Genomic DNA, 13,358 nt, shown 5'->3' with positions numbered 1-13,358 from the left:
ATGGCCGTCAAGAGCAAGTCGGCTGCGCGTTCGCGCCGCCACACCCGGCTTCGCAAGAAGATCGTCGGCACCGAGCTGCGTCCCCGTCTCGTGGTGACGCGTTCGGCCCGCCACGTCTTCGTGCAGGTCGTCGACGACAGCAAGGGCCACACCGTGGCATCCGCCTCGACCATGGAGGCCGACCTCCGTGCGTTCGAGGGTGACAAGACCGCCAAGGCGAAGAAGGTCGGCGAGCTCGTCGCCGAGCGCGCGAAGCAGGCCGGCGTCGACTCGGTCGTGTTCGACCGCGGCGGCAACAAGTACGCCGGTCGCGTCGCCGCGATCGCCGACGGAGCGCGAGAGGCAGGGCTGAGCCTGTGAGCGAGAACACTGTGAAGGAGACCGACGTGGCCGCAGAGGCACCCGTCGAGACGGCGGCGTCCTCGGAGCCGCCGCGCAACGAGCGCGAGGGCCGCCGCGGCGGCCGCGACCGCGGCCAGGGCCGCGACCGTCGCGAGCGCGACGCCGAGAAGAGCCAGTTCCTCGAGCGCGTCGTCACCATCAACCGCGTGTCGAAGGTCGTCAAGGGCGGCCGTCGCTTCAGCTTCACGGCGCTCGTCGTCGTGGGTGACGGCAACGGTCTCGTCGGCGTCGGCTACGGCAAGGCGCGCGAGGTGCCGACCGCGATCTCGAAGGGCGTCGAGGAGGCGAAGAAGAACTTCTTCCGCGTCCCGCGCGTCGGTTCGTCGATCCCGCACCCCGTCCAGGGCGAGGCGGCCGCCGGTGTGGTGCTCCTGCGCCCGGCCGGCCCCGGTACCGGTGTCATCGCCGGTGGCCCCGTCCGCGCCGTGCTCGAGTGCGCCGGCATCCACGACGTCCTGAGCAAGTCGCTCGGTTCGTCGAACACCATCAACATCGTGCACGCCACGGTCGAGGCGCTGAAGCAGCTCGAGGAGCCGCGTGCGGTCGCCGCACGTCGTGGCCTCGACTACGACGAGGTCGCTCCGGCCCGTCTGCTGCGTGCCGAGGCGCAGGCGGCCGAGGCCGCCGCAGCAGCGAAGGCAGGTGCCTGATGGCCAAGCAGCTCAAGGTGACCCAGATCAAGTCCAAGGTGAGCGAGAAGCAGAACCAGCGCGACACGCTGCGCAGCCTCGGTCTCAAGAAGATCGGCCAGAGCGTCGTTCGCGAGGACACCCCCCAGGTGCGCGGCTACGTGAACACGGTCGCTCACCTCGTGAAGGTTGAGGAGATCGACTAATGGCTGACGAGACGAAGGACGTCACCGCCGAGGAGACCCCGAAGAAGGCTCCCGCGAAGAAGGCCGCCGCCAAGCCGGCCGCCGAGAAGGCCGCCGCCGCCAAGCCGGCGACCGCCCGGAAGGCTCCGGCCAAGGCCGCCGCCGCCGAGGCCGACGACGCGAAGGCCGCCAAGGCCCCCGCGAAGAAGGCGCCGGCGAAGAAGGCCCCGGCCAAGAAGGAGTCCGAGGACGTCGTGCGCGAGCCCGTGCTCAAGGTGCACCACCTGCGCCCGGCTCCGGGTGCCAAGAAGGACAAGACCCGCGTCGGACGCGGTGAGGGTTCGAAGGGCAAGACCGCCGGTCGCGGCACGAAGGGCACCAAGGCCCGCAACACCGTGCGCCCCGGCTTCGAGGGCGGCCAGCTTCCGTACCACATGCGTGCGCCGAAGCTCCGCGGCTTCAAGAACCCGTTCCGCGTGGAGTACCAGGTGGTCAACCTGGACAAGCTCGCCGAGCTCTACCCGAAGGGCGGCGACGTCACCGTCGCCGACCTCGTCGCCAAGGGTGCCGTCCGCAAGAACGAGCGCGTCAAGGTGCTCGGCAACGGCGACATCCAGGTGAAGCTCAACGTCGAGGTCGACAAGGTCTCCGGCTCCGCCGAGCAGAAGATCGTCGCCGCCGGCGGTTCGGTCAAGTAAGGCCGCTGCACCACACACGGAATTCGAGCCTGTCGGGACCTCGCGTATGATTCACGGGGGTCTCGACAGGCTCGAGCCGCATTCATACTGACTGCGGCGTCAGTAACAGGAGGACGAGTGTTCAACGCCATCGGGCGGATCTTCCGCACCCCCGACCTTCGACGGAAGATCGGTTTCACGCTGGGCATCATCGCCCTGTTCCGCCTCGGCTCGTTCATCCCCGCGCCGTTCGTGGACTTCGGCAACGTCCAGCAGTGTCTTGCGGCGAACCAGGGCGCCTCGGGCCTCTACGAGCTCGTCAACCTCTTCTCGGGCGGCGCGCTCCTCCAGCTGTCGATCTTCGCGCTGGGCATCATGCCGTACATCACGGCGTCGATCATCGTGCAGCTGCTCCGTGTGGTCATCCCGCACTTCGAGACCCTCTACAAGGAGGGCCAGGCCGGCCAGGCCCGCCTCACCCAGTACACGCGCTACCTGACGATCGCGCTCGGCGTCCTCCAGTCGACCACGCTCATCACGGTGGCCCGCTCGGGTGCGCTGTTCCCGGCGAACTCCGACCCCGCGTGCTCGCAGCTCATCACGAACGACGCCTGGTACGCGATCCTGCTCATGGTCGTCACGATGACCGCCGGTACCGGCCTCATCATGTGGATGGGCGAGCTCGTCACCGAGCGCGGCGTCGGCAACGGCATGTCGCTGCTCATCTTCACCTCGATCGCCGCGACCTTCCCGACGTCGCTCTGGGCGATCGGCGTCGCGCGCGGCTGGGACGTGTTCGCGCTCGTCCTCGGAATCGGCCTCCTGGTCGTCGTGGCGGTCGTCTTCGTCGAGCAGTCGCAGCGCCGCGTGCCCGTCCAGTACGCCAAGCGGATGGTCGGACGCCGGACCTACGGCGGCAACAACACGTACATCCCGATCAAGGTGAACATGGCCGGCGTCGTGCCCGTCATCTTCGCCTCGTCGCTGCTGTACCTGCCGGCGCTCATCGCGCAGTTCAACCAGCCCGCCGCCGGCGAGGAGCCGCAGGCCTGGGTCGTCTGGATCACGAACTACCTGACGCAGGGCGACCACCCGCTCTACATGCTCCTGTACTTCCTGCTCATCGTCGGCTTCACGTACTTCTACGTGGCGATCACGTTCAACCCCGACGAGGTCGCGGAGAACATGAAGAAGTACGGCGGCTTCATCCCCGGCATCCGCGCGGGTCGGCCGACCGCCGAGTACCTCGACTACGTGCTCACGCGCATCACGCTCCCGGGCTCGATCTACCTCGGCCTCATCGCACTGCTCCCGCTCGTCGCGTTCTCGTGGTTCGGCGCGAACCAGAACTTCCCGTTCGGCGGCGCGTCGATCCTCATCATCGTCGGCGTCGGCCTCGAGACCGTGAAGCAGATCGACGCCCAGCTCCAGCAGCGCCACTACGAAGGACTCCTCCGATGACGCACACCGCCTCCGCACGATTCCTCATCGTCGGCCCCCAGGGCTCCGGCAAGGGCACGCAGGGCGTGCTCGTCGCCGAGGCGTTCGGCGTCCCGCAGGTGGCCACGGGCGACATCTTCCGCGAGAACGTCAAGGGCGGCACCGAGCTCGGCAAGCGCGTCCAGGCCATCATCGAGGCCGGTGACCTCGTCCCCGACGAGCTGACCAGCGAGCTCGTCCGCGATCGCCTCGAGCAGGCGGATGCCGCCCGCGGCTTCCTCCTCGACGGATACCCGCGCAACCGCGGCCAGGTCGACGACCTCGAGGGCTTCCTCTCCGGTCGCGGCGAGTCGCTCGACGCGGTCGTCGAGCTGGTGGTCCCGCGCGAGGAGTCGATCACGCGACTCCGCCAGCGTGCGATCGACCAGGGCCGCACCGATGACACCGAGGAGGTCATCGCCAACCGCCTCGCGATCTACGAGCGCGAGACGGCGCCGATCCTCGACGTGTACCGCGAGCACGGCCTCGTCGTCCGCATCGACGGCGTCGGCACGCTCGACGAGGTCACCGAGCGCATCTTCGCGGCCCTCGCCGAGCGCGGGCTGCACGCCGACGGCGACGACGCGACGCGTCGCAGCGCGGGCGTCGCGTAACCGGCGCTCGCGGTGTTCGGCCGACTGAACCTCAAGACGCCGGCCGAGCTCCGCGCCATGGTGCCCGCGGGCGAGGCGACCGCCGCGCTCCTCGCGGCGGCCCGTGAGCGGCTCGTGGTCGGGGCGACCCCGCTCGACCTCGACACCGCCGCGGACGAGGTCATCCTCGCGCACGGCGGCCGTTCGAACTTCCGCCTCGTCCCCGGCTACCGGCACGCGCTCTGCGTGTCGGTCGACGACGACGTGGTTCATGGGATCCCGGGCGACCGGCCGTTCCGCCCCGGCGACATCGCGTCGGTCGACGGCGGCGCCGAGGTCGACGGATGGAACGGCGACGCCGCGTTCACGGTGGTCCTTCCCGATCCCGAGCGCCCGGACGTGGTGCTCGCACGCGAGCAGCTCGCCGCCGCGGCCGAGCGGTCGCTGTGGGCGGGCATCGCCGCGCTCGCGTCGGCCCGGCACCTGAACGAGGTCGGCGAGGCGATCGAGGCCTCCGTCGAGGCGTCCGGCGACTACGGCATCCTCGAGGGGTACGGCGGGCACGGCATCGGCCGGTCGATGCACGAGGATCCGTCGGTCTACAACCACGCGGTCCGCGGGCGCGGCCCGCGCGTGAAGCCGGGCCTGGTGGTCGCGATCGAGCCGATGATCACGTCCGGCGACCCGGCCACGTTCGTGCGCGACGACGGCTGGACCGTGGCGACGGCCGACGGCGGCGACGGCGCGCACGTCGAGCACAGCGTCGCCGTGCACGCCGACGGGATCTGGGTGCTCACCGCGCCCGACGGCGGTGCGGAGGGTCTCGCGCCCTTCGGCGTGCGGCCGGTGCCGATCGCGTGATCGGCCGCGGCGCGGCATCCGTCACGTCGACATGAGGCCGGACAGCTCGGCCAGGAGGCCGGGGTAGTCCGTGGCGCCGCGGACGAGCCGCCGCACGTTCTCGGGCTCGGAGAACGCCTCCACGAACTGGTCGAAGACCGACTGGAACTCGGCGCGACCGTCCTCGGCGAACGCGATGAGCGCGACGACGTGCACGTTCGCGTCGCCCCACTCGATCGCCCGTTCGTCGATCGCGATCGCGATGGCGCTCCGCGTGGCGGTCATCGTCATGGCGTGCGGCACCGCGAGCAGGTCGGTGAAGGCGGTCGAGGACATGCGCTCGCGTTCGAGCGCGCCCTGCACGTAGGCGTCGTCGATGACGCCCGCATCGATGAGGCGGTCGCCGAGCAGCCGGATCACGGCCTCGCGATCGCGTCCGCCGACGCCGCGCACGAACAGCTCGGGCCCGATGGAGTGCGACAGCGTCGAGGCGAGCCGGGCCCGGCGGCGGCCGCGGCGGAGGCGCGCGACCTCGGCGCGCACGCGACCGACGTCGTCGTCCGTCGGGAAGGGCGCGACCGTGACGACCGCGGGCAGCGGGGATTCGGGCGGGAGCACGGCGACCACGAGATCAGCGTCGTCGGGGTCGTCGTCGACCAGGTCGGCCTCGTCGCCGAGCGCGCTCCGAAGGCGCGCGACGAGCAGCGCGCGCGCGTCGTGGTACTCGGGGACGTCGACGGCGACGCGCACGACGTCCCCCCGCGAGCGCGTCCGCTCGAGCTGCGCGCCGAGGTGCATCGCGAGGTAGGCGATCTCGTCGTCGTTGACGGTGATGCCCTCGAGTCGCGCGAGCTCGCTCGCGAGGTAGACCGCGAGGTCGTAGATGAGCGGGTACGCCGACTTGATGGAGGCGGTGAGCGGATTGCGAGAGTAGCTGTGCTCGGCGGCGCGCGCGGCCAGGTTCTCGACGTGCAGTGCGAGGCGCTCGATGAACCGGTCGTCGCCGAGTTCGACGAGCCACTCGCGCGAGATCCGCGCCACGATCTCGCGGACGACTGCTTCGCGCGCGGGGCCCTGCTGGGAGGTCGCGACGCGCGTGCCGACGAGGCGGGCCAGGTGGTCGAGCTCGGCGGGGGGAAGGCGCACGTCGAACCCCGTGCGGACGAGCCGGTCGAGGAGGGCGGCGAGCGCGTCGAGCGGTGCGGCATCGGCCGGCTCGTCGCCGGCCCCGGCCTCCGGGGCCGTCGGCGACGACGGGGCGGTGGCGGATGCCTCGGCGTCCTCGGTCGCGGCGAGCACGCGATCGCGGCCCACTCGGTCGAGCGCGATCGCGACGTGCAGCAGCACGTCGTCGAGTGCGTACTCGTTCGGCGCGTACCCGGCTTCCCGCAGGCTCGACACGAGTGCGGACCGGAACTCGTCCATCGGCGGGAACCCCGCGCGCAGCGACGACAGGTCGCGGATGCCGCGTCGGCCCTCCTCTCGGACGAGCGAGCCCAGCAGCCGCCGCATGGCGGTCTCGGGGCCGGCGAGCCGCACCCTGCTGCCCTCGCGCGCGAGGCCGAGGCCGGTGCCCTGGAGGCGTGCCCGGACCCGCCCGAGGTCCGCCTCGACGGTGGACTCGCTGACGTGCGCCGCCGCCGCCACCTCGTGCACGTCGAGGCCGTCGGGCGCGTCGACGAGGTCGCGGATGAGGCGGGCGCGCCGGCCGTCGGGCGTGTCGGCGTCGGCGGCGTCCGAGCGGGCGTGCAGGACCCGGGCCCAGGCCGCGCGGTCGAGCCGGTAGCCGTCGGGTCCGGACTCGACGACCACCTCGCCGGTGCGGTTGGCCTGCGCGGCGTAGGAGCGGACGGTCCGGTCGGAGACCCCGAGCCGGTCGGCGAGCCGGGCAGCCGTCACCGCGGCGTCGTCGTCGGCGAGGGCCTCGACGAGGCGCTCCCAGTTCTCCGGCACGTCCGGTCCGCTCCGATCCTCGCCGCCTCGACGCGCACGATCGCCGGGCGGGTGCAGCCCAGTCAACCACCTGCCGAGGCGCCGGGGGAGCGGATGCCGCGCATCTTCCGGGGGTGCGGAAGCGGTTCTGTTGGTGGCGATGCCCGGAACGGGAGCAGACTCGGCATGTTCGCGGCACTCGCCGTGACCGATCGAAGAGGACCGGGCAGGGCTCGGCGAGGAGGCCGATGATGCGGATCGTCGTGGTGTGCGGAGCGGGTGCGTCGAGCACGTTCGCCGCACTGCGCATCCGCCGCGCGGCCGAGGCGCGGGGCATCGCCGCCGACGTCCGCGCTGCGGGCGAGCAGACGCTCGCCGAAGCGCTCGACGGTGCCGACGCGCTGCTCGTGGGCGTCCACCTGGTGCCGCGGCTCGGATCGCTCGAGCAGCTCGCGATCGCGGCATCCGTGCCCGTCGCCGTGCTGCCCGACGAGACCCGCGCGCTCGACGGCGACGCCGCACTCGACCTCGCGATCGCGATCATCGGAGCCCGAGCATGAACACGCCCACGCCGCGCAACCCCGTTCCCTGCGCAGAGCCGCGGGTCTATGGTGATCACGGGAACGGACACCAGCGACGGAGGCCGGAGACATGGTGGAGCGCACTGTTCGAGTCGGATCGAGCCACGGACTGCACGCCAGGCCGGCCAAGCTGTTCACGCAGGCCGCCGCATCATCCGGTGCGAGCGTCACGATCGCGAAGGCGGGAGGCGCTCCCGTCAACGCGGCGAGCATCCTCGCCGTCATCGCGCAGGGCATCGACCACGGCGACGAGGTCACCGTCGTCGTCGACGGCGGCGACGAGCAGCGCGTGCTCGACGAGCTCGTCGAGCTGCTCAGCACCGATCACGACGAATAGCCCGAGGCGTCCGTCGCCCATCGAACCGAACGGGGAGGGCGAGTGATGGAGTTCAGAGGCACCGGCATCGGCCAGGGCGTGGCCGTCGGACCGGTCGTGAGGATGGCCGAGCGGCTGCCGGAACCGGTGGACCGACCCAGCCACCTCGATCCGGCCCGCGAGGAGGAGCGCGCCCGCGCGTCGGTCTCGGTCGTGGCGGACGACCTGCAGCGCAAGGGCGCGCAGGCGGGCGGCGCCGCACAGGACGTGCTCGAGGCGCAGGCCATGATGGCCGAGGACCCGACGCTCATGGACGACGTCGTGAAGCGGCTCGCCGACGGCAAGACCGCCGAGCGTGCCGTGTTCGAGGCGTTCGCCGCGTTCCGCGACCTGCTGTCCTCGATGGGCGGGTACATGGGCGAACGCGCCGCCGACCTCGACGACGTGTCGCAGCGCGTGGTCGCGCACCTGCTGAAGGTGCCGGCACCGGGCGTGCCGAACCCGGGCCACCGCTTCGTGCTCGTCGCCCGCGACCTCGCGCCGGCCGACACGGCGCTCCTCGACCTCACGCAGGTGCTCGGCCTCGTCACCATCGACGGCGGGCCGACCTCGCACACCGCGATCCTCGCCCGCGAGAAGTCCATCGTCGCGATCGTCGGGGCAGCGGATGCCACGGCCCTCGCCGACGGCGACACCGTGATCGTCGACGCCGAGAACGACCTCGTCGTCCAGGGGCCCGACGCCGACGCCGTCGCGGCGGCGAAGGAGCGCATCGCCGAGCGCGCCGCGCGCGCGGCCGCGCCGATCACGCCGGGTGCGCTCGCCGACGGCACGTCCGTGCCCCTCCTCGCGAACCTCGGCTCGGCCGACGGCGCCGCGAACGCGGTGGAGCTCGGCGCTGAAGGCGTGGGCCTGTTCCGCACCGAGTTCCTCTTCCTCGACGCCGACCGCGCGCCGAGCGTGCGCGAGCAGCAGGAGCAGTACACCCGGATGCTGTCGGCGTTCCCCGGCCGGAAGGTCGTCGTGCGCGTGCTCGACGCGGGCGCCGACAAGCCGCTCTCGTTCCTCAACGACGCGGAGGAGGAGAACCCGGCGCTCGGGCTCCGCGGCATCCGCGCCCTGCGCCATGCCGAGGTGATCCTGCGCGAGCAGCTGACCGCGCTCGCCGCGGCCGACGCCGCGACCGACGCCGACCTGTGGGTCATGGCGCCGATGATCGCGACCGTCGACGAGACGCGCTACTTCACCGACCTCTGCCGCGAGCTCGGCCTGAAGACGGCCGGCGTCATGGTCGAGACGCCGTCGGCGGCGCTCATCGCCGACCGCGTGCTCGGCGTCGCCGACTTCGCGTCGATCGGCACCAACGACCTCACCCAGTACACGATGGCCGCCGACCGGCTGCTCGGCACGGTCGCGAACCTGCAGGACCCGTGGGCGCCGGCCGTGCTGCGCCTGGTCGCCGAGGTCGGCGCCGCCGGCGGCCGCCTCGGCAAGCCCGTCGGCATCTGCGGCGAGGCCGCCGCCGACCCGCTCCTCGCCGTGGTGCTCGTCGGCCTCGGCGCCACCACGCTGTCGATGTCCCCGTCGGCACTCGCAGACGTCCGCGCCTCCCTCGCGCGGTACACCCGGGAGGATGCCGAGCGCATCGCCCGGGCAGCCCTGGCCGCAGAGGGAGCGGCCGAGGCGAAGCAGGCGGCGAAGCAGGCCGCCGAATCCGCACCCACCCCCACCGGCACGACCGTGCCGTGACCCAGCACTGGAGGCATCATGACGACGACGTCAGCTGAGGCGAAGCGACCCGGGGGAGCCCGAGTCGCCGTCCAGCGCTTCGGCACCTTCCTCAGCGGCATGATCATGCCGAACATCGCGGCATTCATCGCCTGGGGATTCATCACCGCGCTCTTCATCCAGGTCGGGCCGTTCCCGATCCCGGAGATCGGCGGGTTCCCGAGTCCGGACGGCACGGAGAACATCGGCCTCGTCGGGCCGATGATCACCTACCTGCTGCCGTTGCTCATCGCGAACATGGGCGGCCGGATGGTCTACGACACCCGCGGCGGCGTCGTCGGCACCATCGCGACCGTCGGCGTGATCGTGGGCGCCGGCATCCCGATGTTCATCGGCGCCATGATCATGGGCCCGCTCGCGGCCTGGATCATGAAGCAGGTCGACCGCCTCTGGGAGGGCAAGATCAAGGCCGGCTTCGAGATGCTGGTGAACAACTTCTCCGCCGGCATCGTCGGAATGCTGCTCGCACTCGTCGGCTTCTACGCCTTCGCGCCGGCCGTCGAGGCCGTGAGCAACGGCCTCGAGGCCGCGGTGAACTGGCTGGTCCTCGCCGGCCTGCTGCCGCTCGTCTCGATCCTCGTCGAGCCGGGCAAGGTCCTCTTCCTGAACAACGCCATCAACCACGGCGTGTTCACGCCGCTCGGCGTGCAGCAGTCGGAGGAGACCGGCAAGTCGATCCTGTTCCTCATCGAGGCCAACCCCGGCCCCGGTCTCGGGATCCTGCTCGCGTTCGCGATCTTCGGGGTGGGCCTCGCCCGCGCCAGCGCGCCGGGCGCGATCATCATCCAGTTCCTGGGTGGCATCCACGAGATCTACTTCCCGTACGTGCTGATGAAGCCGCTGCTCATCATCGCGGCCATCGCGGGCGGCATGACCGGCGTGGCGACCAACGTCCTGTTCTCGAGCGGCCTCCGCGCGCCCGCCGCGCCCGGCAGCATCTTCGCGGTGCTCATCCAGACCGCGTCGGACAGCTACGTCGGCGTCATCCTCTCGGTGGTGCTCGCCGCGACCGTCTCGTTCGTGATCTCCGCGATCATCCTCCGGGCCAGCCGCAAGCGCGACCTCGAGAAGGAGAACGCGGGCGACCTGTCGGCCGCGATCGCGCAGACCCAGGCCAACAAGGGCAAGGAGTCGAGCGTGCTCTCCGGCCTCCAGGCCGAGGGCGTCGCCGCAGGCGCCGGCCTCGTCGCGGAAGGCGAGCAGGCGGCCTTCGAGCACAAGCCGATCCACTCGATCGTCTTCGCGTGCGACGCGGGCATGGGCTCGAGCGCCATGGGCGCGACGGTCCTGCGCAACAAGATCAAGAAGGCCGGGATCGACAGCGTGACGGTCACCAACAAGGCGATCGCGAACCTGACCGACGAGGTCGACCTGGTCATCACGCACCAGGACCTGACCGAGCGGGCGAAGCTGCAGTCGCCGAGCGCGCTCCACGTGTCCGTCGAGAACTTCATGAACTCGCCGAAGTACGACGAGATCGTGAACCTCCTGGAGTCGGAGGGCGTCCGCTGACGAACTCCACCGGATGACGCGACGCCCGGGTCGCGGCCGCGCACGACGCATCGGCCGCGACTCGGGCGGTCGCGTCATCCGCCCCGCCCGCACGGAAGCGGGCACCGCGACGCAGCCGCCGCCGCACGACCGATCACGACGAAGACGCGATGAGGAAGTAGGAGCACCCATGACCGAACAGATCCTGTCGCCCGGCGACGTCCGCCTGGCCCCTGCCGCTGCGAACCGCGAGGAGGCCATCCGCGCCGCCGGCGCGATCCTCGTCGAGGGGGGCGCCGTGCGCCCCGAGTACATCGACTCGATGCTCGAGCGCGAGGGCAGCGTCTCGACGTACATGGGCAACTGGCTCGCCATCCCGCACGGCACGAACGAGGCGAAGGACCAGATCCTGCGCTCGGCGCTCTCCTTCATCCGGTACGACGAGCCCGTCGACTGGGGCGGCGAGCAGGCCCGCTTCGTGGTGGGCATCGCCGGGATCGGCGACGAGCACCTGGAGATCCTGTCGAAGATCGCGATGATCTTCTCCGACGAGGACGAGGTCGGCAAGCTCCTCGCCGCCGGCTCGTCCGACGAGCTCGTCGCACTGCTCTCCGAGGTGAACGAGTCGTGAAGGCCGTCCACTTCGGCGCCGGCAACATCGGCCGCGGCTTCATCGGGCTGCTGCTCCACGACGCCGGGTACGAGGTCGTCTTCGCCGACGTGAACGCCGAGCTGATCGATGCGCTCGCGGCATCCGATCGCTACACCGTGCACGAGGTCGGCGTCGGCGCGCGCGACCTCGTCGTCGACCGCTACCGTGCGATCAATTCGCAGACGGATGCCGCGGCCCTCGCCGCGGAGCTCGCCGACGCCGACGTCCTCACCACGGCCGTCGGGCCGAACATCCTGCGATTCATCGCGCCGCACGTGCTGCAGGCGCTCCGCGATCGCTCACCCGATGCCGCACCGCTCGCGGTCATGGCGTGCGAGAACGCGATCGACGCGACGAGCCTGCTGCGCGAGGAGACCCGGCACCTGGCCGGACCCGACGAGTGGCTCGAGCTCGAGCGCCGCGCGGTGTTCGCGAACACGGCCGTCGACCGCATCGTGCCCGGCCAGCCCGATGACGCGGGCCTCGACGTGACGGTCGAGACGTTCTCGGAGTGGGCGATCGAGGAGCCGCCGTTCGGCGATGCGCCGCCCGTGATCCCGGGCGCGCACTTCGTCGACCGGCTCGGGCCGTACATCGAGCGGAAGCTCTTCACCGTGAACACGGGGCACGCGTCGACGGCGTACTTCGGGTTCCTCGCGGGGCACGCGCGCATCGCCGAGGCGCTCGCCGACCCGTCGGTCGCCGAGCGGGTCGAGCAGGTCCTGCACGAGACGTCCGCCCTCATCGTCGCCAAGCACGGGTTCGGCGCTGGCGAGATGGCCGAGTACCGCGAGGTGATCCTGGGGCGCTTCCGCAACGAGGGGCTGCCGGACACGGTCGAGCGCGTCGGTCGCCAGCCGCTCCGCAAGCTCTCCCGCCGCGAGCGCTTCATCGCGCCGGCCGCCGAACTCGCCGAGCGCGACCTCCCGGTCGACGGGCTCCTCGCCGCGGTCGGGGCGGCGCTCGGCTTCGACGTCCCGGCCGACCCGGAGAGCGTCGAGCTGCAGGAGCGCCTGCGGACGGACGCCGCGGGCACGTTCGTGCGCGAGGTGTGCGGCATCGAGCCGGGGCATCCGCTGCACGATCGCCTGCTCGAGGTCGTCGCGCGCCGCACCGCACGCTGACACGCGGCCCGACTGGCGAATCGGGACCGATTCGCCTATAGTTGACCCTTGGTGTTTTGCACGCCCGCTTCGGCATGCCCGATGGGCCATGCCGGGGTGTGCATCATCATCGCACGACCGACAACCCAAACTCCAAGCGATAGTGAGGCTATGGCCAAGAAAGACGGCGTCATCGAGATCGAAGGCTCGGTCATCGAGGCACTCCCGAACGCGATGTTCCGGGTGGAGCTGACCAACGGGCACAAGGTGCTCGCCCACATCTCCGGAAAGATGCGCCAGCACTACATCCGCATCCTCCCCGAGGACCGCGTGATCGTGGAGCTGAGCCCGTACGACCTGACCCGCGGCCGCATCGTCTACCGCTACAAGTAGGCCCCTGTCGGAAAGTAACGGCCCGCGGCACCCCGCGGGTACGAGGACAGCGAAAAAAGGAACAACGACTGTGAAGGTCAACCCCAGCGTCAAGCGCATCTGCGACAAGTGCAAGGTCATCCGCCGCCACGGGCGCGTGATGGTGATCTGCGAGAACCCGCGCCACAAGCAGCGCCAGGGTTGAGTCGAAGGGTGAGGCCGCGAAGCGGGCTCACCCGAAGGCTCGAGGTCGAGTAGGCGCGCAGCGCCGTACCGAGACCCCTCGAGGATCTCGATACGCGGCTCCGCCGCTACTCG

The 13,358-nt window shown here is 71.2% G+C and carries 16 protein-coding genes; 15 read left to right on the top strand and 1 reads right to left on the bottom strand.

The genetic code is table 11. From position 1 onward, the window contains the following. The 7 genes from rplR to map all read left to right on the top strand — a co-directional run bounded on the left by rplR (window position 1) and on the right by map (window position 4,826). The gene (gene rplR / locus GLX25_RS10895) at window positions 1–360 is read left to right on the top strand and encodes a 50S ribosomal protein L18 (RefSeq protein ID WP_129233344.1); all 360 of its coding nucleotides are present in this window, start codon (window positions 1–3) and stop codon (window positions 358–360) included. After that, entirely contained in the window at window positions 357–1,052 is a 696-nt protein-coding gene (gene rpsE / locus GLX25_RS10890; protein WP_271192416.1) for a 30S ribosomal protein S5, read from the top strand. The genes rplR and rpsE overlap by 4 nt, the downstream gene beginning before the upstream one ends. Beyond that, complete coding sequence (gene rpmD, locus GLX25_RS10885) at window positions 1,052–1,237, top strand: 50S ribosomal protein L30 (RefSeq protein WP_155842500.1); 186 nt, start codon at window positions 1,052–1,054, stop codon at window positions 1,235–1,237. The genes rpsE and rpmD overlap by 1 nt, the downstream gene beginning before the upstream one ends. Further along, on the top strand, window positions 1,237–1,914 hold the full coding sequence (gene rplO / locus GLX25_RS10880) for a 50S ribosomal protein L15 (protein WP_155842499.1): 678 nt from the start codon (window positions 1,237–1,239) through the stop codon (window positions 1,912–1,914). The genes rpmD and rplO overlap by 1 nt, the downstream gene beginning before the upstream one ends. 117 nt (window positions 1,915–2,031) lie before the next feature. Next, the gene (gene secY, locus GLX25_RS10875; RefSeq protein WP_166548731.1) at window positions 2,032–3,354 is read left to right on the top strand and encodes a preprotein translocase subunit SecY; all 1,323 of its coding nucleotides are present in this window, start codon (window positions 2,032–2,034) and stop codon (window positions 3,352–3,354) included. Further along, window positions 3,351–3,986: an adenylate kinase gene (locus GLX25_RS10870; RefSeq protein WP_155842497.1), complete on the top strand. Its 636-nt coding sequence runs from the start codon at window positions 3,351–3,353 to the stop codon at window positions 3,984–3,986. The genes secY and GLX25_RS10870 overlap by 4 nt, the downstream gene beginning before the upstream one ends. Before the next feature lie 12 nt (window positions 3,987–3,998). Then, window positions 3,999–4,826: a type I methionyl aminopeptidase gene (gene map / locus GLX25_RS10865; protein WP_271192415.1), complete on the top strand. Its 828-nt coding sequence runs from the start codon at window positions 3,999–4,001 to the stop codon at window positions 4,824–4,826. Between the two features lie 21 nt (window positions 4,827–4,847). Here the strand turns inward: map and GLX25_RS10860 are convergent, their stop codons facing one another. Then, on the bottom strand, window positions 4,848–6,758 hold the full coding sequence (locus tag GLX25_RS10860) for a BglG family transcription antiterminator (protein WP_166548730.1): 1,911 nt from the start codon (window positions 6,756–6,758) through the stop codon (window positions 4,848–4,850). Between the two features lie 227 nt (window positions 6,759–6,985). On the opposite strand from GLX25_RS10860, the gene GLX25_RS10855 reads away from it, so the two are divergent. The 8 genes from GLX25_RS10855 to rpmJ all read left to right on the top strand — a co-directional run bounded on the left by GLX25_RS10855 (window position 6,986) and on the right by rpmJ (window position 13,245). Beyond that, window positions 6,986–7,297: a PTS sugar transporter subunit IIB gene (locus GLX25_RS10855; RefSeq protein ID WP_155842496.1), complete on the top strand. Its 312-nt coding sequence runs from the start codon at window positions 6,986–6,988 to the stop codon at window positions 7,295–7,297. 91 nt (window positions 7,298–7,388) lie between these two features. Further along, entirely contained in the window at window positions 7,389–7,655 is a 267-nt protein-coding gene (locus GLX25_RS10850) for an HPr family phosphocarrier protein (protein WP_155842495.1), read from the top strand. 45 nt (window positions 7,656–7,700) lie between these two features. Beyond that, a complete protein-coding gene (ptsP, locus tag GLX25_RS10845; RefSeq protein ID WP_155842494.1) occupies window positions 7,701–9,383 on the top strand; it encodes a phosphoenolpyruvate--protein phosphotransferase in 1,683 nt (560 codons plus the stop codon). Between the two features lie 18 nt (window positions 9,384–9,401). Beyond that, the gene (locus tag GLX25_RS10840) at window positions 9,402–10,934 is read left to right on the top strand and encodes a PTS mannitol transporter subunit IIBC (protein WP_155842493.1); all 1,533 of its coding nucleotides are present in this window, start codon (window positions 9,402–9,404) and stop codon (window positions 10,932–10,934) included. A gap of 169 nt (window positions 10,935–11,103) precedes the next feature. Beyond that, the gene (locus GLX25_RS10835; protein WP_155842492.1) at window positions 11,104–11,544 is read left to right on the top strand and encodes a PTS mannitol transporter subunit IIA; all 441 of its coding nucleotides are present in this window, start codon (window positions 11,104–11,106) and stop codon (window positions 11,542–11,544) included. Next, window positions 11,541–12,689: a mannitol-1-phosphate 5-dehydrogenase gene (locus GLX25_RS10830; RefSeq protein ID WP_166548729.1), complete on the top strand. Its 1,149-nt coding sequence runs from the start codon at window positions 11,541–11,543 to the stop codon at window positions 12,687–12,689. The genes GLX25_RS10835 and GLX25_RS10830 overlap by 4 nt, the downstream gene beginning before the upstream one ends. A gap of 150 nt (window positions 12,690–12,839) precedes the next feature. Next, window positions 12,840–13,061 (top strand): translation initiation factor IF-1, encoded by a 222-nt coding sequence (gene infA / locus GLX25_RS10825; RefSeq protein WP_011186713.1) that lies wholly within the window; start codon window positions 12,840–12,842, stop codon window positions 13,059–13,061. A gap of 70 nt (window positions 13,062–13,131) precedes the next feature. Next, window positions 13,132–13,245, top strand: coding sequence for a 50S ribosomal protein L36 (gene rpmJ / locus GLX25_RS18860; RefSeq protein ID WP_056734976.1), 114 nt, complete (start codon window positions 13,132–13,134; stop codon window positions 13,243–13,245). Window positions 13,246–13,358 lie beyond the last annotated feature (113 nt).

Origin of the sequence: Agromyces luteolus (genome assembly GCF_009729855.1) — a bacterium.
GTDB lineage: Bacteria > Actinomycetota > Actinomycetes > Actinomycetales > Microbacteriaceae > Agromyces > Agromyces luteolus.
This window is presented reverse-complemented; position numbering and strand designations above follow the sequence as displayed.